Source organism: Aggregatibacter segnis ATCC 33393 (assembly GCF_000185305.1).
Classification (GTDB): Bacteria; Pseudomonadota; Gammaproteobacteria; order Enterobacterales; family Pasteurellaceae; genus Aggregatibacter; species Aggregatibacter segnis.
On the sequence record NZ_GL622200.1, the window covers coordinates 1,414,507 to 1,435,905 of the forward strand.

Genomic DNA, 21,399 nt, shown 5'->3' on the forward strand with positions numbered 1-21,399 from the left:
AGATTTGGCAGAGGTTATTTCAACCTCATAGTACATTTAGCATCGTTTAAATCTCCCCCCCCAGCCCCCTCTTTACGAAAGAGGGGGGATAAGTAAAAAAGTAAGTCGCTCATTGAGCGAAGTAACGACATAAATTAATGACGGAAATGCCGCATTCCGGTCAATACCATCACCATATTATGTTCATCTGCCGCATCAATCACTTCCTGATCGCGCATTGAGCCGCCCGGATGAATGACACATTGAATGCCTACTTTCGCCGCCGCATCAATGCCATCACGGAATGGGAAGAACGCATCGGATGCCATCACACAACCGGCTACTTCCAAGCCTTCATCTTGCGCTTTAATCCCGGCAATTTTGGCCGAATACACGCGACTCATTTGACCTGCACCAATGCCAATGGTTTGGTTATCTTTGGCGTAAACAATGGCATTCGATTTCACAAATTTCGCCACTTTCCAGCAGAATAATAAATCTTTCAATTCTTGTTCGGTTGGTTGACGTTTACTGACCACTTTTAAGTCATCCAAGCCCACCATGCCTAAATCCGCCTCTTGCACCAACAAGCCGCCATTCACGCGTTTGAAATCTAAACGTTGGGTACGGGCTTGCCATTCTCCACATTCAAGCAAACGGACATTTTTCTTACGTTTCACCACTTCAACAGCTTCTGCAGACACTTTCGGTGCGATAATCACTTCCACAAATTGACGTTCTACAATTTCATTTGCCGTTTTTTCGTCTAATTCACGGTTAAACGCAATGATGCCACCAAAGGCTGAGGTTGGGTCTGTTTGATAGGCGCGATTGTAGGCGTCTAAAATGTCTTTGCCTAAGGCCACGCCGCACGGATTGGCGTGTTTCACAATCACGCAGGCCGGCTCATCAAATTCTTTTACACATTCAAGGGCTGCGTCGGTGTCGGCAATATTATTGTAAGACAAGGCTTTACCTTGCAGTTGGTTTGCCGTCGCCACACTCGCTTCTTTTACATTGAGATCCACATAAAACGCGGCATTTTGATGGGCATTTTCGCCGTAACGCATGGTTTGTTTACGCACGAAGTTCAAATTTAAAGTCCGTGGGAATTGACCGCACTTCGCCTCCGCATCTTCTTCAGCGGCAACATGATAAGGTTTCACCAACTGACCGAAATAGTTCGCGATCATGGAATCGTATTGCGCGGTGTGTTCAAATGCTTTGATAGCAAGATCAAAACGGGTTTCCAGGGTTAAGCTGTTTTGATGTTGATCCATTTCGGCAAGAATGGCATCAAAATCCTGATTGTTCACGACAATCGCCACATCTTTATGGTTTTTCGCGGCAGAGCGCACCATGGTTGGGCCGCCGATATCAATATTTTCCACGGCATCTTCTAACGTGCAATTTGGTTTTGCCACGGTTGCGGCGAAAGGATATAAATTCACCACCACCATATCAATGCCTTCAATGCCGTGTTGCTGCATGATCGCATCATCCGTACCACGACGACCTAAAATCCCACCGTGCACTTTCGGGTGTAAGGTTTTCACGCGACCGTCCATCATTTCCGGAAAACCGGTGTAATCGGACACTTCGGTTACCGGCAAGCCGTTTTGTTCTAACAGTTTTGCCGTACCGCCGGTGGAAAGCAGCTTAACACCGCGTTTTACGAGGCCTTGGGCAAATTCCACAATACCGGATTTATCGGACACGCTAAGCAATGCTTGGCGAATGGGACGAGTTGATTGCATGAATAATTTCCTTTGATTTATGAAGTAAATTTGAGGTGGCGTATTATAACGCAAACGTTTGCGTTTATGTAGAAATGCACGAAAAATTTGTAAAAAAGTGCGGTCGTTTTTAAAGGCATTTTTACATTTGAACAAAAGAAAAAGCACGAATCCGCTTTCACAAATTCGTGCTTTCTCAAGGTTGGCAAACTATGCTTTGGCTTGCGCCCGTTTCACTAAAATCGTGGAAAGGCTGAATGCCACAATAAAGGAAACGGCCATGCCAATGCTGTACATGGCAAGGCTGTCCGGTTTAATCGACGGAATCCCTAAGAAACCTGCCGCACCAAGGAATGGGTTACCCCCAAACTTACGAGTGGCGGAGAAACCAAGCAATACCGGCAAAAATACAAACGGTGCGTTCGCAATGGTGTTAATAACGCACTATTCACTTATCCGCGCACTGAATATACCTTAAATTTGTTATTTTTCGCCAATACCTCATGGCTGCCGAAATGTTGATCCATCCAGTCGGCATAAGGCAAAAAGGCATTCGCCACAATGCGCAATTCACCACCGGCTTTAAGATGCCATTTTGCTTGTTTAATCAATTCGTTAACGGCAGTATAAGCCGTATCAATGCCATCATGAAATGGTGGGTTGGAAATGATCAGGTCAAATTTTCCTTCCACATGAGAAAACACATCGCTTGCCAGCACCGTGCCTTGCAACTGATTTTCTCGCAACGTTCGCTGTGCCGATTCAAGCGCCATGGCGTGAATATCCGTCATTACAAGCTTGGTTTTCGGATGATGTTTTTGAATGTAACTGCCAATCACACCAGCGCCACAACCGATATCCAGTACATCGCCCGACACATTTTTTAACGTGGACAACAATAATGCAGTGCCGCCATCCAGTTCAGCGGCGCTGAAGACGCCAGGCAACGCATACACGGTGACATCGGCAAGTTGTGGGTGTTGGTAGGATTTCCAGAAGGAATTCAGCTCAAAGTGCGGTGGATTTTTTAACTGAAAATGATAAAGACTACAACGACGGGCAGAGTCGATTTTGTGAATATCGCCGAAGTCCGCAAGCCTATTTTCGGCGGAACGTACGCCGCTACGATTTTCGCCGACAATGAGTATTTCTTGTCCCACCGGGCTTTTGGCAAGCATTTGCATTAATTGGAAATGGCATTCCTGCTTGTTCTTCGTCCAATAAAACAGGATCAAATCGGCTTGGCGTTGAAATTCGAGGGAAAAATCCACCGCACTTTGTTGCTTTTGATTTTCTCGGTTGGCGTAATCAAAATACCAACTCCAAGCGCGGGCGTTAAAACCTTGGCGTCGTAAATGGGAAAGAAACTCATCGTTCACCGCGCCGGTAAGCAATAATGATTTCCCCGTTAAAAAATCTAAATGCCGCTCCAACACTTCGCTTTCTGCACAAATCACGCTATTAATCCTCTGCCTTATTGGTTAAAATGGGCGCCCATTATACTGGATTGAATTGATTTTAGATATGCAAGAAACGCGCCAACCTTACTCCCGTCGAGATGTATTACTGCAACAAATGGGCATTAGCCAATGGCAGTTAGTGCGCCCGGAAGCATTGAAAGGCGCAATGAATATCACTGTCGCCGAGCCTATTCGTTTGATTATCATCAGTCAGCAAAATCTATTGCAACAGCCTGTTGTGCAGGATGTGTTACGCAGCCTGAACCTGGATAGCGAGCAAGTATTAAACATCACCTTTGAACAGCTTGCTTATTTGCAAGTTAACCATAAAGTCAGTTATTGGTTGCTTTCTCAAAACACCTTGGAAAATGACCGCACTTTACCTCTCCCACAACCGTTAAATGTGTGGCAGTCTGGTGATCTTGAGGAATTTAAACAACATCCGCAGGCAAAACGCCAACTTTGGCAAACCATTCAGCAATCCCCTTCCATCAATGCCGAATAACAAGGATCTGTCGTGATAAGCATTTCGCCCATTGAAGCACAAGATTTTGACGCACTTTATGCCATTGAGCAGGCGGCTCACGCCGTGCCTTGGAGTTTAGGTACGCTGAAAAATAACCAAGGCGAGCGTTATCTCAATTTAAAGATCGCCGAAGGCCATCAGATTTACGGATTTGCCATTTGTCAGACGGTGTTAGATGAAGCCACCCTGTTTAATATTGCTATCGATCCGAAAAAACAAGGCTTGGGACTCGGACGACAGCTCTTAAACGAGCTCATCACCCAACTCAGACAAAAAGGCATTTTGACATTGTGGCTAGAAGTACGTGAATCCAATAAAAAAGCCCAAGCGCTTTATGATTCGCTGGGCTTTAATCAAGTGGATATCCGTAAAAACTATTACCCGACGCCTGATGGAAAACGGGAAAATGCCGTGGTCATGGCGGTCTATTTATAAGGTTATTTTTCCGTTTTAATCGCTTGCAACATCGGCACAAACCACGCTTTCACCTGCTGATTTATCCAATTCAAATCTAATTCCTGCGTTTGTACCAACACACGTTGCCAATATAAATCGCCACGGGAATGATCATCACCTTCAGCAATTTTTATTAACTGTGCTAAACACTTATCAACATCTACTTCATCTTCGTTAGCAATCTGTTTTCGGTATGCCTCAATGCCCTGTGTTGGAATCAACTGTAATTGTGCCTGCCCTGCTAAATAGCTTTCGACATAAATTTGCAGTTGCGCAAGGGCATCCTGCTGAGACACCACTTGAAAAATCTCGCGTTTGTCCTTGCCTTGGAAAAGGGATTCCGTCGGCTGTGGCTGCGTTGCACACAACAATAAATGATACAGCCACGCTTCAATACGATCTTTGTCTTTGACGGTGGCCATGCGCCAAGTCACACGCTGTAACGGGTCACCATATAAATGGGAGATATTGCCTGATAAGGTGATATTACCGAATGCTGTCGGCAAGGTCATTTGTACAAAACGGTTTTGTGGCGTTTGTTCCACATAATCGGCAATATATTGTTTAAATTCTCCCACTTCATCCAATAATTTATTGGCGTAGAGTGTCGCAAATTCACCTCTTGGCAATACGCCTTTCACCTTCAAATGATCAAAAAACGCGTCGATTTGGTATTCATCAACATCAACCAAATCCGCATGAATCAGGTATTTCTCTAAGCCATTATTCAAAACGAAATTTTCACTGTCGGCGATACTTTCTTCTTGCTCGGAAAAATTCACACCGAGCCGGCGCTCAAAGAAAAATTTCACCGGATTTTTTACAAATGCCACCAAACGAGAAAATTCAATCTCCGTTTCTTGCTCGAAATCCTCCTGCGCTATCGCTGGTTGAATAAAATCCGACAATGCTTGATTGGATTGTGAATTCACCAAAGGCAACCATTGTTGCGCAAAAGAAGGGCTAAAAGTGCGGTCGTTTTTTTCAAAGTTTTTTCGACTAAATGCCGTCATGCCGTGTTGTTGCACCAGCAATGCCCGCCAATCCTTGCCTTCATTCGGCAGATTTTCCACGATGTAATCCAACAATTGGCTCACCAATACGGAGGGCTCACGCTCTTGATTATCTGAAATAGAACGTCCGATGTAGCTGATATACAAATATTCCTGCGCAGACAGCAAAGCCTCAAGGAACAAGTAACGATCATCATCACGGCGCGCACGATCGCCTTTAATGCGGTGATACTGCATTAAGTCAAAACTATTTGGCGGCTGTTGACGTGGGTATTCACCGTCATTCATCCCGAGCAGGCAGACCACTTTAAATGGAATAGAACGCATCGGCAACAACGTGCAGAAATTCACTTTGCCGGCTAAAAAACGGTAGTGATTCGGGTTTTCTTCTAACGCACCAATCATGACATCTGCCACAACATCAACCGCCAAGCGCTCGTCAAAATGCACATCCTGTAACTGTTCTGCAAATTGCTGAATCACGTCTTTAATATAAAATAAGGTTTCTTCGGTTTCCGTAGTCACGGCAAAGAAACGATCCGTTAAGGTCAACAAATGTTGTTGCCATTGCGCCACGGAATAACGTTGTTGCAACGTTTTGAACCAATCTGACAATGCGGCAATAAATTCAGCCAACTGCCCTGCCAGCTGACCTTTTAAGCCGAAACTGTTGTCCAATCCAAGGCTGTCTTGCCAAATACCATTTTCTTCCCGTAAGGCATACCCCAACAACATGCGTTCTAAGCCGGCTTGCCAAGAATTGTAGTTGTTTTGAGTCTCACCATGAGGTTCTGCAGGTTGTTTCTCTAAACCAAAACGCACGCCGGCATTTTTCACCCAATCTCGAATTTGCGCCAAATCCTGCAATTCAATATTAAAGCGTTGGCGTATTGCCGGCACATCTAACAGCGCTAACACATCTTCTGCACTAAAAATGCTTTCTTTGAGCTGCAATAAAGAGAGGAACCCGGCAATAATCACATCATTTTCCGATAATTTGTTATCCGAAATCGAAAATGGAATGGCAGTTTGCGGCGTAGCATGTTGCCTGAAAACCGCGCGAATATAAGGCGTGTATTTATCAATATCCGCCACCATCACGATGATGTCTTTTGGAGTCAAATGGGGATTTTCTTGCAATAAATGCAGCAGATAATCCTGCAAGACTTCCACTTCCCGCATCGTGCTGTGGCAAGAATGGAAGGTTAAAGTGCGGTCATTTTCTTGATAGTTTAACGGCTCACTGCCACTCGGCATAAGGTGCAAAATCTGATGTTGAATTTGACTCAATAAATTCCGCGGTTCAATCTCCGCATAGGCAGAAATCTCATTCGGTTCCAACTGCGTTAATAAATAAGAAAAATCGCGTCCCAATTTTCCCCATGAAGCCAACAAAGGATTGCCGACTTGCAATTTTTCCTGTGCGTAAGTCACCTCCCATTGGCGCTCAGCCTGCGCAATTTGTTCTGCGGATAACAACGGTTTATTCGCTTGATTGAAATAATCGGTACGAGTACGCAATGCTAATTTTTCGACAAATGAGGGATCCACAATGTCTCCCCAATATTCCTGACAAGGATTATTGAAGAACAAATGCACATCACAATATGCGCTAATAGCTTGAAAAATTTCTAAATACGCTTTCGGCAAGGCCGGAATACCGAAAATGAAAAGGCGTTCCGGCAAAAAGAGCTGTCGATTTTCACGGAGTTTTTCTAACAATAATTGGTGTAAATGCGCTCGATGTTGCACCCAATCTAATCCGGTTTCCGTTTTGACCGCCTGCACCAACGCCCGCCATAGGCTCGCCTGCCATGCGATATTTTGTTCAATCTGTGCCGATAAACGATCGTGATTAAGATTTAATTGGGTTTCAATTTGATGACGAATCTCCGCATCACGATGTGTCTCCCAAGCAGCGATCCAGTTCGGGCGATAAACCAAATATTGATCGAATAAATCAGCGATTTTCCCAGCAAGTTGATAGAGTTTAAATTGCTCCGATTGCACAGAATGCGCCAGATAATGGCGTAAAGGATGGAAAGCCTCTTGCTGTAAATATTGAGGAATTAAGCGCATTAAACGCCACATCATGGCGTTTTTATTAAATTGATTGCTTTGCGCCACATCGGGCAAGTTTTCTGCATACAGCTGCCAAATAAAACTGGCGGGCATCGGAAACGCAAAATTTGCTGCAATGCCTTTTTGCTCTGCGATTTGTAACTGTAACCATTGTGCCATGCCCGGACTTTGTACCAGCACCGTTTCCGGCTGTAATGGGTTGCTCAGCGGTTGACGTTGAATTAATTCAACGAGAATGTCCTTTTGCACCTCAAGTTGATTCGAATGATAAACAGTAAACACGCCGCCTCCGGAAATTCGCTCAAATATAACTTGCGCTATTATAAACGAATTTCACCCCGAGGATATTTCACCGTAACCTGATTTTGCGTGCACGTAATATGAAAATGAATGTGATTTTGGTGAATACTGCTTTCGCAAGAGAGACCAAGAAACTGGCGTTGTCGTTGATTTTCGGCAAGTTGGAGGGCTTGAAAACGTTGATAAATTTCCACCGCACTTTTGCGTTGCACATTTCCCCATTGGTTAAACGTGAGGAAAAGCCCGCTGAATACAGATAAGGTCACCAACAAGGACACCAAGCTCATGCCTTTGTGATTAATTTTTGGGAACGACAAAATCATACCAACTCTTCTCTGCTAAGCGCCAACGACTGTATTGTTGCACGATCTGAGTAACCGTACTTTTGGAATAAGTCACTTTAATATTTTCATCTAACGTCAATCGCCCTTTGGTAATAATCGAACCACTAATTTTACCTTGTCCTCGAATGTGTAAATCGCCTTCGGCGACAATCACCGCATTCACGTTTTTGTTAATTTCCCATTCAGTTTCTTCTGCCGTGAACCAATACAATGCCACAGGCGACGATGAGCCTAACATGAGCGGAGGCGACGGCAATTGTGAACGAAAAAGCGCAAGCCCTTCTTCGGAAATAAACTGGTCAAACAATTTTTCATATTGGTTTCGCACCGGTTGTTTTTGAAATAACTTATCCCGTCGACACCACGCATAATGGCTTAAACCATCATCGAATGGATTGTTCTCCAACCGAAATGTCAAGAGAAAGGTATCGCCGTTTTCATTTAACGGAACTTGCTGACATTTCTCTTTTTTTGTCGCTTGGCTTAGCGTTTGCAATTTTATTTGCTGAGTCACATATACGTGTCGCTGAGCTGCAATAGAAGAATAAAGGCGGAATAAGTCATCGTTAAAAAGTAGCGTTAAAAGTAAAAATGAACTCAGCAAAAGCAACAAACTCAACGTCATCATGCCTCGATGGAGTTTTCTCATTCTTTAGCTCCATTTAATAAAGGCACAACGAGAGAGGTTTCATATTTAATCTTTTTATTCGTTTTGAAATGCCCTGCTAAACGTATTTCAACGCCCTGTTTTTCTGCTAACCAATCAAAGCTCAAATGGGAAATTTCATATACCTTATCGTCTAATAAATCCACCCAACCGCCATGATTACAAGCGGACTGCTGGGTATAGCGTTGACATTCCTCTCGATTGCAATTTTGTTTTACTGTGTTTTTGTAAGTTAAACGTGTTTCCAACATTTTTTGATGAAGTCGGTAACCAAATAATTCCCGTTCAATTTCCTTTGTAGCATTACGTTTATTTAAGATACAAGCATCCTCTTGATAACCAGTACCAATACACCCATTTGAATCCAAATCATAAAAAAACAGCACACAGCTGTTATTTCTCTCGCTATTCATTTGAGTGATAAAAACCGATGAGGGAATATTTCCCAGTTCAAATAACGCCAAATTATTTTTCGTCAATTTATCACTTACCGCACGAAAGCCGCTTCTTGCCAAATCTTTGCCTATTAATTGGATTACACGTTGTAACTCAGTTTGTAATTGCAAACGAAGTAACATTCCACGGTTCTGTTGCTGATGCTGGCTATAAAACTGCATAATAACAAGCAGTAAAAAACTTGAAAGCGCCACTGAAATCATAAGTGCAACAAGCGTTTGCCCACGAGAATACACTACGTCATAAAAAAACTTATTCTTCATCATTCACACATGCACTCAACGACTGGTTATCTTTTAATTTCAGACTACCCACATTAAAAAACGAAAATAAAGTACGCTGAGAATTCGCTTGTAGGACAAAACAAGCAGTAGAAGCCGTATTACGAATACCGCTTAAACGCGTAAGTTCTAGAGGATAATAACGTTTACTAATCAACATTGTGTCCGCAGCCGGATAATAAAAATGCGCAGAAACATACTGAGGACAACCTTGAGGAGCTAAACAGTCACATAGGTGATGATTTTTAATCTGCGCCGTTAAACACCAACGTTTACCTGACAGATCACGGCTTGCCATGATAAACCAGATATCGGAGGAGTTTTCTACACGAGCTTGAATTTGACGTAAAAACGCATAAAGTTTTTGCTGCTCTTTTTGCAAGACGTTCTGCTGTGAATGCTGCTGCCATGCGGGCAAAGCAAGCATCAACAATAGACTAAGAATGAAAAGCGCGATTAACATTTCCAGCAAAGTAAACCCTTTTTGCATAAACGTTCCTTTTTTTGAGCCGCACTTTAAGGGAATAAGAAAGGCTAAAACATGCAGATAGAGAAATTTTGCGAAGAAGATCGCAAAGTAAAATTAATTTGGAAGAAAATTGACAAAAAACACGTCACATTTACGACACACGCTCAAAATATGTCACATTTAAAAATTGCCTAAGTGTTTTTAATTGTATGATATATAAAGGGTTTTATTGGTGGGTCGTATAGGATTCGAACCTATGACCAATGGATTAAGAGTCCACTGCTCTACCAGACTAAGCTAACGACCCATATTTGGGAAATACAGCTTTAAATTGGTGGGTCGTGAAGGATTCGAACCTTCGACCAACGGATTAAAAGTCCGCTGCTCTACCGACTGAGCTAACGACCCTTGAGAAAGGGGTATTTTTTGAATGGTGGGTCGTGAAGGATTCGAACCTTCGACCAACGGATTAAAAGTCCGCTGCTCTACCGACTGAGCTAACGACCCAACAACGGTGGGTTATAATACTGGTTTTATTTCAATAATCAATAAAAAATTTTATTTTTTTATTTATTCGCTTGAATATGCATCAAAATAAAAATAATAAAATATGTATGCATCTAATTAAGAAGCACACAGTAAAACAAAAAATAAAAAACCGGGCTAATACCCGGTTTTTTATTTGAAATAGCAAAAATTAGTATGCTAATACAGCACGACGGTTTTTTGCGTAAGCTGCTTCGTCATGACCTAATACTGCTGGTTTTTCTTCACCGTAAGAAACAGTAGAGATTTGACCTGCTTGTACACCTTTAGCAGTTAAGAAACTTTGTACTGCGTGAGCACGACGTTCACCTAATGCCATGTTGTATTCTGGAGTACCGCGTTCATCAGTATTACCTTCAATACGTACATTAGTTGCTGGAGTTGCATTTAAGTATGCAGCGTGAGCATCTAAGATTTGAGCATATTCACCTTCAACATTGTATTTGTCGAAACCGAAATATACAGTGTTGTAGCGTTGTTGTAAGTCTTGAACAGAGTAACCACCAAAAGTTTGGCCGTTTGCGCTTTCATTTTTTGATGATCCACAAGCAGCTAATACAGCTACTGAACCAGCAACTAACAATGCTTTAGTAAATTTATTCATTGATTTCTCCTTGTTTATTTAGTTAAGTATGGTGACCAAGCTGGAAATTTAACTTGTCCATCATTCCCTGGTAAACGTGCCTTAAAGCGTCCGTCTGTGGACACTAATTGTAGCACCTTTCCCAGACCTTGGGTAGAGCTATAAATAATCATAATACCATTTGGTGAAATACTCGGACTTTCATCTAAGAAAGTTGAACTTAGTACCTCAGAACCACCTGAAACCAAATCTTGTTTCACAATGTTATTACTTCCATCGATCATTACTAACGTACTACCATCTGAGCTGATTTGACCACTACCACGTCCACCAACAAGAGATGCTCCGCCACCGGATGCACTCATGCGATAAACTTGCGGAGAGCCGCCTCTATCGGATGTGAACACAATTGACTGCCCATCAGGCGACCAAGAAGGCTCCGTGTTATTACCTGAACCACTGGTTAACTGAGAAACCTGTCCACTACCCAAATTTATTACATAAATATTCAATACGCCATCTTTTGAAGAGGCAAATGCTAATCTTGAACCATCTGGCGAGAAAGCCGGAGCACCGTTATGCCCTGGGAATGAAGCGATTACTTTACGTGCCATTGAGCTAAGATCTTGCAGAATAATTTGCGCTTTTTTATTTTCAAAAGAAACATACGCTAATTTTTTGCCATCAGGAGACCATGCCGGAGACATAAAAGGCTGAGAGCTCTTATTAATAATAAATTGGTTAAAACCATCATAGTCGGCTACGCGGACCTCATAAGGTTGTGAACCGCCATTTTTTTGCACGACATAAGCAATACGAGTCCGAAATGCACCACGAATCCCTGTTAGTTTCTCAAAGGTTTCATCACTCACAGTATGTGCACCATAACGAACCCATTTTTGAGTCACCGTATATTGGTTTTGAGACAAAATCGAACCCGCACTTCCCATGGTATCGACTAATTGGTAAGCAATATCAAAACCACCATTAGACGGAGTTACTTGTCCAACAATTACTGCCTCAATACCCAATGCAGACCATGCACTAGGGTTAACTTCTGCAGCTGTAGTCGGCTGCTGAGGCATTTTACTGACAGAAAGTGGATTAAATTTTCCGCTATTACGTAAGTCTGATGCAATGATATCTGCAATATCTGCCGGCGCACTGCCTGGACCATTCCACTTAAACGGAACAACAGCAATAGGTCGTGCAGAATCCATAACCTCATCAATAACGATGCGAACCTCTGCACGAGCTAGTGAAGTCAATCCTAATAGCATAATAAATAAGCTAAATACTCGAATAACTCTTTTCATTTTTTCTCCTATTGTTCAAAGTGCGGTGAAAAATTACCGCACTTTTCTTGGGTCAAACCCAAGAGTAAAGCTCTTAAACATTTCATACTCTTCCGGAGTAGGTGCTCTACGCATTTTTTTAGCTTGCTCAATCGCATTTAATGCAGCTGCACACAAATCATTAGGCCCGGATTTTTTCTCATACGATAAAATAGTTCCATCACTGGCAATTTCCATCTTAATATCGCAAACTTTACCTATAAAGCGTGTATCTCCACGGAAATAAGGTTTTATCGAAGAGTAAACAACGCCCGCATATGCAGAACCTGTTTTACCGCCATCGCCAGCCCCCATTGATGCTCCGGCACCTTGACTACCTTGTTTATTCGCATTTCCACCTTTGATTGCACTTCCGCCACCAAGATCACCGCCATTAAAGAAATCATCTAATGCATTTTGATCAGCCTTACGCTTCGCTGCATCCGCTTTTGCCTTAGCATCAGCTTTGGCTTTTGCCTCTGCTTTAGCTTTAGCATCTGCTTCTGCCTTAGCCTTGGCTTTAGCATCCGCTTCAGCTTTTGCTTTGGCTTCAGCGTCTGCTTTTGCCTTCGCTTCAGCTTCTGCTTTGGCTTTAGCTTCTTGTTTTGCTTTTTCTGCTGCTGCGGCTTTTGCTTTTGCCTCTTCTTCCGCTTGTTTAGCTGCAGCGGCTAAACGCTTAGCTTCTGCGTCAGCTTTCAATTTAGCGGCTTCTGCAGCTTGCTTAGCTTTCGCCTCTTCAGCTTCTTTTTGTTTCTCTAATGCCTCTAAACGAGCTTTTTCCTCTTGCTGTTTCTTTTGCTCAGCAAGTTGTTTTTGTTTTTCTTGCTCTTTTTTCTTCTCGAGCTCTTGTTGACGTTGCTGTTCTTCTTGTTTTTTATCTTCCAATTCTTGTTTCTTTTGTTTGTCAGCTTGGCCTTTTTTCTGCTGCTGAATTCGTCCCCACTCCTGAGCCGCAGAACCGGTATCCACCATCACAGCACCAATCACTTCGCCATCATCGCCTTCACCACCACCCATAATATCAATATTGTGGTACAAAGAACTGAGGATAAGCAAACCAAACAAAATCAAGTGCATTATGACCGAAATCACAACTGCATCAACATCACCTTTTTGTCGCTTTTTCTGCACAATGGTTACCTATCTCATTAAATTGGATTTGTCATTAACCCAACTGACTTAATTCCGGCGAGATGAAGCAAATTAAGTGCTTTAATCACTTCTTCATAAGGTACATCTTTCGCGCCACCAACTAAGAACATTGTATTGTTATCTTTATCAAACTCTTGTTTAGATAACTGGGTAACCATATCTTCAGTTAAATTTTCCGTACGATTTCCTCCAATTGAAATCGCATATTGACCAACACCGGAAACTTCTAAAATAACCGGCGTTCTGTCTTCTGCAGACACGTTTTGGCTTTGCACGGCATCCGGCAATTCAACCTCTACGCTCTGGCTAATGATTGGCGCAGTAGCCATAAAAATCAAAACCAATACTAAAAGCACGTCCAAAAACGGAACAATATTGATTTCAGATTTGATATCGCGGCGCTGACGACGATAAGACATATCAACCTTCTAAACTTATAATCGAAAAAACATCTAAAATAGTGACCGCACTTTTAACACAAAGTGCGGCTGAAAATATGATTAATTAACTATGGTGATTTTTACCAAAAACCTGGCGATGCAAGATTGTGGTAAATTCATCAATAAAATTACCATAATTTTGTTCAAGTTTATTCACGCGTAAACTTAAACGGTTATAAGCCATTACCGCCGGAATTGCCGCAAATAAGCCGATTGCTGTCGCAATTAGCGCTTCCGCAATCCCCGGCGCAACCATTTGTAATGTAGCTTGTTTTGCTCCACTCAAGGACATGAAAGCGTGCATGATTCCCCAAACCGTACCAAAAAGACCGATATATGGACTAATGGATGCTACGGTCGCTAAGAATGGAACGCGAGTTTCAATATCTTCAATTTCACGATTCATAGATAAATTCATTGCACGGGTACTACCTTTAATGATCGCCTCCGGTGCATCCGGGTTTGCTTGTTTCAAACGAGTAAACTCTTTAAAACCAACATAAAAAATCTGTTCACTACCTGTTAAGCCATCACGACGATTAGATAGCCCTTCATATAATTTATTTAAATCCTCACCGGACCAAAAACGGTCTTCAAATGCCATAGACTCTTTTAATGCCTTCGTTAATACTCGGCTACGTTGAATAATAATCGCCCAAGAAATAATAGAAAAACTCACTAAAATGAGAATTACTAATTGAACCACAATACTGGCTTTTAAAAAGAGATCTAAAAAGTTTAATTCTGAGGTCATTGCATACTCCGAAAACAACTCACTAATAGTTAATTGACTAGTGTTGCCTTGATTTGCGATGGAATTGCCACCGGTTTCATTTTACCAAGATCAACATAGGCTACCTTTACGGTAGCCCGACACAACGTTAATTCATTCCGTTTAATAATTTGAGAGAAAATAATGGACGCACCTTTTATTTCTGTGACAAGCGTTTCTATTTGTAGCAAGTCATCTAATTTTGCCGGAAAACAGTAATCAATATTCATTGATTTAACGACAAAAGCCCCTTTATTTTCTGCTAACAATTCTTGTTGGGAAAAATTAAATGTTCTTAAATATTCTGTCCTTGCCCGCTCAAAAAAATGTAAATAGCGTGCATGATAAACCACACCACCTGCATCTGTATCTTCGTAATAAACACGAGCAGAATAATGAAAAACGTTCTGTTCCAACTTTTCTTCTCCATTTAATGAAATTTAGAAAGCAGGAGGTCGGTTATTTTAGAGTGCTGCAAAATGATTAGCAAGCTTGAAATTGCACTTATTAAAAAATTAACTCTTTGATTTTAAGTTAATAGATTATGCAACAAACTTATAATTGCTGCGAGATAACCAATCCATGGCATAAAAATCAGACGCCATAGCGTTGCTCTGATCTCAAAGCCCAAACCATGAATCCATAAAATCCCAACGCTCCAGATCAAAATAAAAACATAATAAAATTCGACCGCTCTTAATTGCGTTGAAAATTGGTTAATGTTAAAAAAGAAAAACGCTGTTAAAGTCAGCGCTAAAATAAATGAAAGGGTTCGTAATGAACCCTTATTTACTAATTGATACAATGAATTAATCATTCAATTACTCGTCAAATTTACCTGAACGTTCTTTGTTCATTGTAATCTTTGCACTCACGCCTACAGCGAATAAAACGCCTACGACCCAAATTGCATATAACATATTATTCTCCCTAGTATAATGAGTTTTTATTCTCTTCAACAAAGCTTTCATCCAAACGACCAAACATTTTGTAGTATGACCAAATGGTGTAAAGCAATGAGATGGTGACGAATACTAATGCAAGGTAGAACATTAAGGTTAATGTTAATTCACTTGAAGTCGCATCCCACATTAACAAGCTTTGTGCTGGGTGAGTACTTGAAGGCATTACAAATGGGAACATTGATACTGCCGCAGTAATAATCACACCCGCCATTGTTAATACAGAGAAGAAGAAGGCAAAACCACAACGATTTGCTTTAGATGCAATCACATTCAATAATGCACCCACAACAGCCAATGCTGGGAATACCCATAAAGCTGGAGTCTCATTAAAGTTCTTAAACCATGCACCAACTTCAACAGCCACCTCTTTACCTACTGCAGGTGAAGATGGCGCAAAGTGATCTAACACGCTAGTAACAACATAACCTTCTTTGAAAGAAAGCCACACGCCCGCAAGTACAAAAGTAATTAATGTAACTAATGCACCCACTTGCGTAATTGCTCTTGCACGATCGCGTAGTGCTGCCGTAGTTTTCATTTGTAACCAGTTTGCGCCGTGCGTTACTAACATCGCAAGACTCAATACACCGCAAAGTAATGCGAATGGATTTAATAATGCAAAGAAAGAACCTGTGTAAGTTGCTTGTGAAAGATCATTCAATTCAAATGGTACACCTTGTAATAAATTACCAAATGCCACACCGAATACTAATGCAGGTACAAAACCACCGGCAAACAAGCCCCAATCCCACACAGCGCGCCATGTTGGATTATCAATTTTAGCACGATATTCAAAACCAATTGGACGGAAGAATAACGCAGCTAATACTAGGAATAAGGCAATATAGAAGCCTGAAAACGCTACAGAATAAACAATCGGCCATGCCGCGAAAATTGCACCGCCAGCAGTTAATAACCAAACTTGGTTACCATCCCAGTGTGGCGCAATAGAGTTAATCATAATACGTCTTTCTACTTCTTTCTTACCTGCGACGGGTAAAAGTGCGGTCACGCCCATATCGAATCCATCTGTTACAGAGAAACCGATAAGCAATACAACAACTAGCACCCACCAAATAATACGTAAAATTTCATAATCAAGCATAATCCATCTCCTGCTTATTTAGATGATTGCTCAAAATAGTATTTGCCGGTTTTCAATGCACTTGGACCTAAATGTGCATATTTAAACATCAAATACATTTCCGCAATGATGAAGAAGAAGTAAAGTACACAAATTAAACCGATAGAGAACCATAAGTCACCTACACTCAAGTTAGAGGCAGACACACCTACCGGTAATACTTCATAAATCGCCCATGGTTGACGACCAAATTCAGCTAAGAACCAACCAAATTCAATCGCTAAGATTGGCAATGGGATACCCCAAAGCAATGCTTTAAGTAATAAGCGAGAAGAAGTCACTTTGTTACGTAAATTTTGAACAAATGCACCAAAGGTCAGTAAAATAATTAAACCACCTGCAGCTAACATACCACGGAATGCCCAGAAGTTAGGACCTACGTTCGGAATAGTGTCGCGCGCTGCTTGTTTAATTTGTTCCTCTGTTGCATCAATAACTTTATCTGTGTAACGTTTTAATAATAAACCGAAACCTAAATCACCTTTAACTTCATCAAATTTTGCTTTAGTTTCAGGATTTACTTGGCCTGCTGATTTTTTCTCTGCTTTTAATTGTGTGAATAAATCATAGGCAACCATACCGTTACGAACACGACCTTCATTTTTCGCTTGAATATCTTTCAAACCAACAATTTCAGTCTCTAAAGAACGCGTTGCAATTAAACCACCTAAATAAGGGATTTCAATCGCAAAATCATTTTTCATTTCAGCGGTATTTGGAATCGCAACTGGATGGAATGGCGCTGGCGCAGAATGAGTATCAAACTCAGCTTCCATTGCTGCTAATTTCACAGGTTGTGCTTTACCGATATCATAACCTGATTCATCACCCATAATTAATACAGCTGATGCAGCGATAAAACCAAAGGTTGCCGCTACAGAGAATGAACGTTTAGCAAAACCGATATCGCGGCCTTTTAATAAATAGAATGCGCTGATACCTAATACAAACATTGCACCGGTTGTATAACCCGCTGTTAATGTGTGTAAGAATTTACTTTGTGCTATCGGATTCAACCATAAATCCAAGAAGCTGGTCATTTCCATACGAACGGTTTCAAAATTAAATTCAGAACCCACAGGAGACTGCATCCAACCGTTTGCCACCAAAATCCACATGGCAGAAAGATTTGAACCGAATGCCACACAATAGGTTGCTAATAAATGTTTTCCCTTGGTTAAACGATCCCAACCGAAGAAGAACAGACCAACAAAGGTGGATTCTAAGAAAAATGCGAGTAAGGCCTCGATCGCCAATGGCGCACCAAAAATATCACCCACATAGTGAGAATAGTAAGACCAGTTTGTACCAAATTGGAATTCCATAATGATACCGGTCGTTACGCCTAGGGCAAAGTTAATACCAAATAACTTACCCCAAAATTTTGTCATATCTTTATATACTTCTTTACCCGTTGCGACATAGATTGTTTCCATGATGACAAGCACAAAAGACAATCCAAGTGTCAGCGGTACAAAAATGAAGTGATACAGCGCGGTTAAAGCAAACTGTAATCTTGAGAGTTCAACAACGTCTAACATCTCGGCTCCTTGTAAAAGCTACAAGTTTTTAAATTCTATGATTACTTCGTAATCACCCCACAAACTCAAAATATCTTTTGAATTTTTCATGTAAGATTATCTTTATAATGACCGCTAGTTGCAGTTGTTTAAGTCGATTATTACACAGATAACCCAAATGAGTGGTACATTCTACTACTAAACATAGGGATAAAGAATAGTAGAAATGTTGCCTAGCTCACATTTTTCGAACTAAATCAACAATAACTAAAAATAAGCATTTCAAGCAAAATTGATCTGCGTCAAATTATATGTTTTCTAAACAAACTTGCAACATTTATCAAATCAAAATTCGCCAGATCACAAATTTAGAAAGAAATTCTGGACTTTTAACCAACATTTTGATAGTTTCCCTGCCAGTTTATTCATATTAGTTTTTACTTGAATGGTTCAAGGGTATTTCAAATGGCAACAAAAACAACACGAATTTTGACCGCACTTTGCATGGCTACCGCCGTGATGAGTTTTTCAAATGTAGTAAATGCCGCTGAAAATAGCGCAAAGAAATCATCAGAAATGCCACAGCAATGCAAGGATTTATTCAACGAAACTGAAAACCTGATTGCTGAAGCAGAAAAACAACCCGGCACACATACTCAAGTAAACAAGATTCGAAGCAAACTCAATCAAAGCAAACAGCAAATTCTTGAAATGGAATTGGCGACACAGATCAAAAGTTGCGATGTAGCATTAGCGAAACTCAACAGCATGAAACAACAGCAACAATAATCACAAGATAAAAATAAAAGGCTTATTGAAAATCAATAAGCCTTTTATTTTTTAGTCTTCTCGGGAAAGTTTTTCAATGCCAAAATGGCGATACGTCGTTGAGGTTGCTATTCTTCCTCGCGGTGTTCGTTGTAAGAATCCCTGCTGAATTAAATAAGGCTCCAACACATCTTCAATGGTATCCCGCTCCTCGCCAATGGCTGCCGCTAAATTGTCTAATCCCACCGGACCACCATCAAAGCGCTCTAACACAGCCGTCAGCAACTTCCTGTCCAAATAATCAAAACCGGCATCATCAATATCCAACATAGACAGCGCCGCTTTAGCAATCGTTTCGGTAATCACGCCGTTATTACGCACATCGGCATAATCTCGAACACGACGTAATAAGCGATTCGCAATTCGCGGTGTTCCGCGAGAACGGCGAGCTATCTCATAGGCTGCCGAATCATCAATTTTAAGCTGCAAACAGACCGCACTTCTTGACACAATAGACGTTAAATCCGGCACGGAATAAAACTCTAGACGTTGCACAATGCCAAAACGATCACGTAATGGGGAGGTTAAAGAACCCGCTCGAGTCGTCGCACCGATAAGCGTAAAAGGCGGTAAATCCAATTTAATTGAACGGGCAGCTGGGCCTTCGCCAATCATGATGTCCAGCTGATAATCTTCCATTGCCGGGTAAAGGACTTCTTCGATGGCGGGTGAAAGGCGATGAATTTCATCAATAAACAACACATCATGAGGTTCAAGATTTGTCAGCATTGCGGCTAAATCGCCTGCTTTTTCTAATACCGGACCGGATGTCGTGCGAATATTCACGCCCATTTCATTGGCGACAATATTAGCCAGTGTGGTTTTTCCCAATCCCGGCGGGCCAAAAATCAACAAATGATCCAATGCATCCTGACGTAATTGTGCCGCTTTGATGAAAATTTCCATTTGTTCGCAAACTTGTGGTTGTCCCACATAATCCGCTAGCAATTTTGGACGAATGGCACGATCAATGACATCTTCGTCTAATTTTACCGTGGCACTAATAATTCTGTCTGCTTCAATCATCTTGTCTATCTCAAATTACAGTGCGGCTTTTAAAGCTTCACGAATTAACTGTTCACTGGAAAGCGCCGGTTTAGACACTTTTTTCACCATTTTCTCTGCATCGACAGGCTTATAACCCAAAGCGATCAATGCTGCCACAGCCTCATTAGAAGGCTCGGCGGTTGCGATGGTTTCCATGCTAAGACTTGGCAAATGATCCGCTTGCATAAAGAAGTCGTTATTTTTTACGCCTTTAAATTTACCTTTGAGTTCAACCAAGAGTCTTTCTGCGGTTTTTTTACCAACACCGGGAATCTTCACTAATTTTGACAGTTCTTCACGTTCAATGGCATAAGCAAACTCATCCACCGACATAGCTGATAAAATCGCCAACGCCAATTTTGGCCCAACACCATTGGTTTTAATCAATTCACGAAATAAAGTGCGGTCTGTTTTTTGTGCAAATCCAAAGAGTAAATGAGCATCTTCACGAACGACCAAATGGGTAAATAAGCTGGTTTGTTTGCCAACTTCCGGAAGATGATAAAAACTTGTCATCGGCAACAACAATTCATAGCCGACACCTTGCACATCCAACAAAATTTCCGGCGGCTGTTTTTCCATTAAAATACCGGTGAGGTGACCAATCATAGCAATTCTCGTTAACTGTAAAAAATTGTGCGTAGCATAAAATAAAACTGGATAAATATCCAGTTAAATTTTTAAACGGAAACGGCCTCGACTATATCGAGTACGTAAAAGTGCGGTCAATTTTTCCTGCGTTTCATTTTGACCCGCGGCATCTGCCACATGGAAAGAGTGCTGTATGGAATGGGCATGCGTAATGGCGATCGCTAAAGCATCCGCCGCATCGGCTTGTGGCTTATCGGAAAGTTTAAGAATACGAGTCACCATATCCTGCACTTGAATTTTATCTGCCGAACCAATACCGACCACCGTTTGTTTGATTAGGCGTGCTGCATATTCAAACACCGGCAAATCATGATTCACCGCTGCAACAATCGCCGTGCCACGAGCTTGCCCGAGTTTCAGTGCTGAATCCGCATTTTTTGCCATAAACACTTGTTCAATCGCAAACATATCCGGTTGAAATTGCGTGATGATTTCAGTCACACCGGCATAAATACGTTTTAAACGGGTTGGCAAATCATCTACTTGAGTGCGAATGGCACCACTGCCAAGGTATTCCAATTGTCGCCCGGTTTGTCGGATAACGCCATAACCGGTCACGCGAGAACCGGGGTCAATGCCTAAAATAATTGTCATAATCAGGTATAAAACAAACGGCTAGAAGACCTAGCCGTTTTTATTTGAAGTGAA

General features: G+C 41.5%; 22 protein-coding genes, 3 tRNA genes and 1 pseudogene. 3 read left to right on the forward strand and 23 right to left on the reverse strand.

The window, feature by feature from the left end:
* Positions 1 to 134 precede the first annotated feature (134 nt).
* From purH to rsmC, 3 genes and pseudogenes are all read right to left on the reverse strand, one after another.
* Positions 135 to 1,736, reverse strand: a complete 1,602-nt coding sequence (gene purH / locus HMPREF9064_RS02900) for a bifunctional phosphoribosylaminoimidazolecarboxamide formyltransferase/IMP cyclohydrolase (RefSeq protein WP_032998191.1) — start codon at positions 1,734 to 1,736, stop codon at positions 135 to 137.
* A 189-nt stretch (positions 1,737 to 1,925) separates the two neighbouring features.
* A pseudogene (locus HMPREF9064_RS02895) lies at positions 1,926 to 2,066 on the reverse strand (PTS sucrose EIIBC subunit); the annotation flags it as partial.
* Between the two features lie 101 nt (positions 2,067 to 2,167).
* The gene (rsmC, locus tag HMPREF9064_RS02890; RefSeq protein WP_006718973.1) at positions 2,168 to 3,172 is read right to left on the reverse strand and encodes a 16S rRNA (guanine(1207)-N(2))-methyltransferase RsmC; all 1,005 of its coding nucleotides are present in this window, start codon (positions 3,170 to 3,172) and stop codon (positions 2,168 to 2,170) included.
* Positions 3,173 to 3,239: 67 nt separating this feature from the next.
* On the opposite strand from rsmC, the gene HMPREF9064_RS02885 reads away from it, so the two are divergent.
* Both HMPREF9064_RS02885 and rimI read left to right on the forward strand, forming a co-directional pair.
* Positions 3,240 to 3,680 carry a DNA polymerase III subunit psi gene (locus HMPREF9064_RS02885; protein WP_006718975.1) on the forward strand — a complete coding sequence of 147 codons (441 nt, stop codon included), beginning with the start codon at positions 3,240 to 3,242 and terminating at the stop codon, positions 3,678 to 3,680.
* A gap of 12 nt (positions 3,681 to 3,692) precedes the next feature.
* Positions 3,693 to 4,136, forward strand: coding sequence for a ribosomal protein S18-alanine N-acetyltransferase (gene rimI, locus HMPREF9064_RS02880; protein WP_006718977.1), 444 nt, complete (start codon positions 3,693 to 3,695; stop codon positions 4,134 to 4,136).
* 2 nt (positions 4,137 to 4,138) lie between these two features.
* Here the strand turns inward: rimI and recC are convergent, their stop codons facing one another.
* The 17 genes from recC to HMPREF9064_RS02795 form a co-directional block, all read right to left on the reverse strand.
* Entirely contained in the window at positions 4,139 to 7,534 is a 3,396-nt protein-coding gene (gene recC, locus HMPREF9064_RS02875) for an exodeoxyribonuclease V subunit gamma (RefSeq protein ID WP_006718979.1), read from the reverse strand.
* A 38-nt stretch (positions 7,535 to 7,572) separates the two neighbouring features.
* Positions 7,573 to 7,875: a DUF5374 domain-containing protein gene (locus HMPREF9064_RS02870; protein WP_006718982.1), complete on the reverse strand. Its 303-nt coding sequence runs from the start codon at positions 7,873 to 7,875 to the stop codon at positions 7,573 to 7,575.
* Positions 7,850 to 8,545: a DUF2572 family protein gene (locus HMPREF9064_RS02865; protein ID WP_006718983.1), complete on the reverse strand. Its 696-nt coding sequence runs from the start codon at positions 8,543 to 8,545 to the stop codon at positions 7,850 to 7,852. Before HMPREF9064_RS02865 ends, HMPREF9064_RS02870 begins: the two co-directional genes overlap by 26 nt.
* Complete coding sequence (locus HMPREF9064_RS02860; RefSeq protein WP_006718985.1) at positions 8,542 to 9,285, reverse strand: PulJ/GspJ family protein; 744 nt, start codon at positions 9,283 to 9,285, stop codon at positions 8,542 to 8,544. Before HMPREF9064_RS02860 ends, HMPREF9064_RS02865 begins: the two co-directional genes overlap by 4 nt.
* Positions 9,272 to 9,790, reverse strand: coding sequence for a prepilin-type N-terminal cleavage/methylation domain-containing protein (locus HMPREF9064_RS02855; RefSeq protein ID WP_006718987.1), 519 nt, complete (start codon positions 9,788 to 9,790; stop codon positions 9,272 to 9,274). Before HMPREF9064_RS02855 ends, HMPREF9064_RS02860 begins: the two co-directional genes overlap by 14 nt.
* A gap of 209 nt (positions 9,791 to 9,999) precedes the next feature.
* Positions 10,000 to 10,076: transfer RNA gene (locus tag HMPREF9064_RS02850), tRNA-Lys, on the reverse strand.
* Between the two features lie 25 nt (positions 10,077 to 10,101).
* A tRNA-Lys gene (locus HMPREF9064_RS02845) sits at positions 10,102 to 10,177 on the reverse strand.
* A gap of 23 nt (positions 10,178 to 10,200) precedes the next feature.
* Positions 10,201 to 10,276 (reverse strand) — tRNA-Lys (locus HMPREF9064_RS02840).
* Positions 10,277 to 10,466: 190 nt separating this feature from the next.
* On the reverse strand, positions 10,467 to 10,919 hold the full coding sequence (gene pal, locus HMPREF9064_RS02835; RefSeq protein WP_006718991.1) for a peptidoglycan-associated lipoprotein Pal: 453 nt from the start codon (positions 10,917 to 10,919) through the stop codon (positions 10,467 to 10,469).
* A gap of 14 nt (positions 10,920 to 10,933) precedes the next feature.
* A complete protein-coding gene (gene tolB / locus HMPREF9064_RS02830; protein ID WP_006718992.1) occupies positions 10,934 to 12,214 on the reverse strand; it encodes a Tol-Pal system beta propeller repeat protein TolB in 1,281 nt (426 codons plus the stop codon).
* 33 nt (positions 12,215 to 12,247) lie between these two features.
* The gene (gene tolA, locus HMPREF9064_RS02825; protein WP_006718994.1) at positions 12,248 to 13,363 is read right to left on the reverse strand and encodes a cell envelope integrity protein TolA; all 1,116 of its coding nucleotides are present in this window, start codon (positions 13,361 to 13,363) and stop codon (positions 12,248 to 12,250) included.
* A 17-nt stretch (positions 13,364 to 13,380) separates the two neighbouring features.
* Positions 13,381 to 13,803: a colicin uptake protein TolR gene (gene tolR, locus HMPREF9064_RS02820; RefSeq protein WP_006718996.1), complete on the reverse strand. Its 423-nt coding sequence runs from the start codon at positions 13,801 to 13,803 to the stop codon at positions 13,381 to 13,383.
* Positions 13,804 to 13,888: 85 nt separating this feature from the next.
* Positions 13,889 to 14,578, reverse strand: coding sequence for a protein TolQ (gene tolQ, locus HMPREF9064_RS02815; protein ID WP_006718998.1), 690 nt, complete (start codon positions 14,576 to 14,578; stop codon positions 13,889 to 13,891).
* 29 nt (positions 14,579 to 14,607) lie between these two features.
* Positions 14,608 to 15,012 (reverse strand): tol-pal system-associated acyl-CoA thioesterase, encoded by a 405-nt coding sequence (gene ybgC, locus HMPREF9064_RS02810; protein ID WP_006718999.1) that lies wholly within the window; start codon positions 15,010 to 15,012, stop codon positions 14,608 to 14,610.
* A 113-nt stretch (positions 15,013 to 15,125) separates the two neighbouring features.
* Positions 15,126 to 15,413, reverse strand: coding sequence for a cyd operon protein YbgE (gene ybgE, locus HMPREF9064_RS02805; protein WP_006719001.1), 288 nt, complete (start codon positions 15,411 to 15,413; stop codon positions 15,126 to 15,128).
* Between the two features lie 113 nt (positions 15,414 to 15,526).
* Positions 15,527 to 16,666, reverse strand: coding sequence for a cytochrome d ubiquinol oxidase subunit II (gene cydB, locus HMPREF9064_RS02800; RefSeq protein ID WP_006719003.1), 1,140 nt, complete (start codon positions 16,664 to 16,666; stop codon positions 15,527 to 15,529).
* 14 nt (positions 16,667 to 16,680) lie between these two features.
* Positions 16,681 to 18,246 (reverse strand): cytochrome ubiquinol oxidase subunit I, encoded by a 1,566-nt coding sequence (locus tag HMPREF9064_RS02795; protein WP_006719006.1) that lies wholly within the window; start codon positions 18,244 to 18,246, stop codon positions 16,681 to 16,683.
* Between the two features lie 444 nt (positions 18,247 to 18,690).
* On the opposite strand from HMPREF9064_RS02795, the gene HMPREF9064_RS02790 reads away from it, so the two are divergent.
* Positions 18,691 to 19,014: a DUF5339 domain-containing protein gene (locus tag HMPREF9064_RS02790; protein WP_032997943.1), complete on the forward strand. Its 324-nt coding sequence runs from the start codon at positions 18,691 to 18,693 to the stop codon at positions 19,012 to 19,014.
* Between the two features lie 51 nt (positions 19,015 to 19,065).
* Here the strand turns inward: HMPREF9064_RS02790 and ruvB are convergent, their stop codons facing one another.
* The 3 genes from ruvB to ruvC form a co-directional block, all read right to left on the reverse strand.
* A complete protein-coding gene (ruvB, locus tag HMPREF9064_RS02785) occupies positions 19,066 to 20,079 on the reverse strand; it encodes a Holliday junction branch migration DNA helicase RuvB (RefSeq protein WP_006719010.1) in 1,014 nt (337 codons plus the stop codon).
* A 15-nt stretch (positions 20,080 to 20,094) separates the two neighbouring features.
* Positions 20,095 to 20,709 (reverse strand): Holliday junction branch migration protein RuvA, encoded by a 615-nt coding sequence (ruvA, locus tag HMPREF9064_RS02780; protein ID WP_006719012.1) that lies wholly within the window; start codon positions 20,707 to 20,709, stop codon positions 20,095 to 20,097.
* Between the two features lie 63 nt (positions 20,710 to 20,772).
* Positions 20,773 to 21,345 (reverse strand): crossover junction endodeoxyribonuclease RuvC, encoded by a 573-nt coding sequence (gene ruvC, locus HMPREF9064_RS02775; protein ID WP_006719013.1) that lies wholly within the window; start codon positions 21,343 to 21,345, stop codon positions 20,773 to 20,775.
* Between the last annotated feature and the right edge of the window lie 54 nt (positions 21,346 to 21,399).

What these genes read in the sequence shown, in the direction of transcription:
- ruvB (WP_006719010.1), bottom strand. Translation starts at nt 20,079, where the DNA reads ATGATTGAAGCAGACAGAATTATTAGTGCCACGGTAAAATTAGACGAA.
- tolB (WP_006718992.1), bottom strand. Translation starts at nt 12,214, where the DNA reads ATGAAAAGAGTTATTCGAGTATTTAGCTTATTTATTATGCTATTAGGA.
- cydB (WP_006719003.1), bottom strand. Translation starts at nt 16,666, where the DNA reads ATGCTTGATTATGAAATTTTACGTATTATTTGGTGGGTGCTAGTTGTT.
- HMPREF9064_RS02860 (WP_006718985.1), bottom strand. Translation starts at nt 9,285, where the DNA reads ATGATGAAGAATAAGTTTTTTTATGACGTAGTGTATTCTCGTGGGCAA.
- HMPREF9064_RS02865 (WP_006718983.1), bottom strand. Translation starts at nt 8,545, where the DNA reads ATGAGAAAACTCCATCGAGGCATGATGACGTTGAGTTTGTTGCTTTTG.
- HMPREF9064_RS02855 (WP_006718987.1), bottom strand. Translation starts at nt 9,790, where the DNA reads ATGCAAAAAGGGTTTACTTTGCTGGAAATGTTAATCGCGCTTTTCATT.
- pal (WP_006718991.1), bottom strand. Translation starts at nt 10,919, where the DNA reads ATGAATAAATTTACTAAAGCATTGTTAGTTGCTGGTTCAGTAGCTGTA.
- tolR (WP_006718996.1), bottom strand. Translation starts at nt 13,803, where the DNA reads ATGTCTTATCGTCGTCAGCGCCGCGATATCAAATCTGAAATCAATATT.
- ruvC (WP_006719013.1), bottom strand. Translation starts at nt 21,345, where the DNA reads ATGACAATTATTTTAGGCATTGACCCCGGTTCTCGCGTGACCGGTTAT.
- ybgE (WP_006719001.1), bottom strand. Translation starts at nt 15,413, where the DNA reads ATGATTAATTCATTGTATCAATTAGTAAATAAGGGTTCATTACGAACC.
- HMPREF9064_RS02885 (WP_006718975.1), top strand. Translation starts at nt 3,240, where the DNA reads ATGCAAGAAACGCGCCAACCTTACTCCCGTCGAGATGTATTACTGCAA.
- HMPREF9064_RS02795 (WP_006719006.1), bottom strand. Translation starts at nt 18,246, where the DNA reads ATGTTAGACGTTGTTGAACTCTCAAGATTACAGTTTGCTTTAACCGCG.
- tolQ (WP_006718998.1), bottom strand. Translation starts at nt 14,578, where the DNA reads ATGACCTCAGAATTAAACTTTTTAGATCTCTTTTTAAAAGCCAGTATT.
- HMPREF9064_RS02870 (WP_006718982.1), bottom strand. Translation starts at nt 7,875, where the DNA reads ATGATTTTGTCGTTCCCAAAAATTAATCACAAAGGCATGAGCTTGGTG.
- ruvA (WP_006719012.1), bottom strand. Translation starts at nt 20,709, where the DNA reads ATGATTGGTCACCTCACCGGTATTTTAATGGAAAAACAGCCGCCGGAA.
- purH (WP_032998191.1), bottom strand. Translation starts at nt 1,736, where the DNA reads ATGCAATCAACTCGTCCCATTCGCCAAGCATTGCTTAGCGTGTCCGAT.
- HMPREF9064_RS02790 (WP_032997943.1), top strand. Translation starts at nt 18,691, where the DNA reads ATGGCAACAAAAACAACACGAATTTTGACCGCACTTTGCATGGCTACC.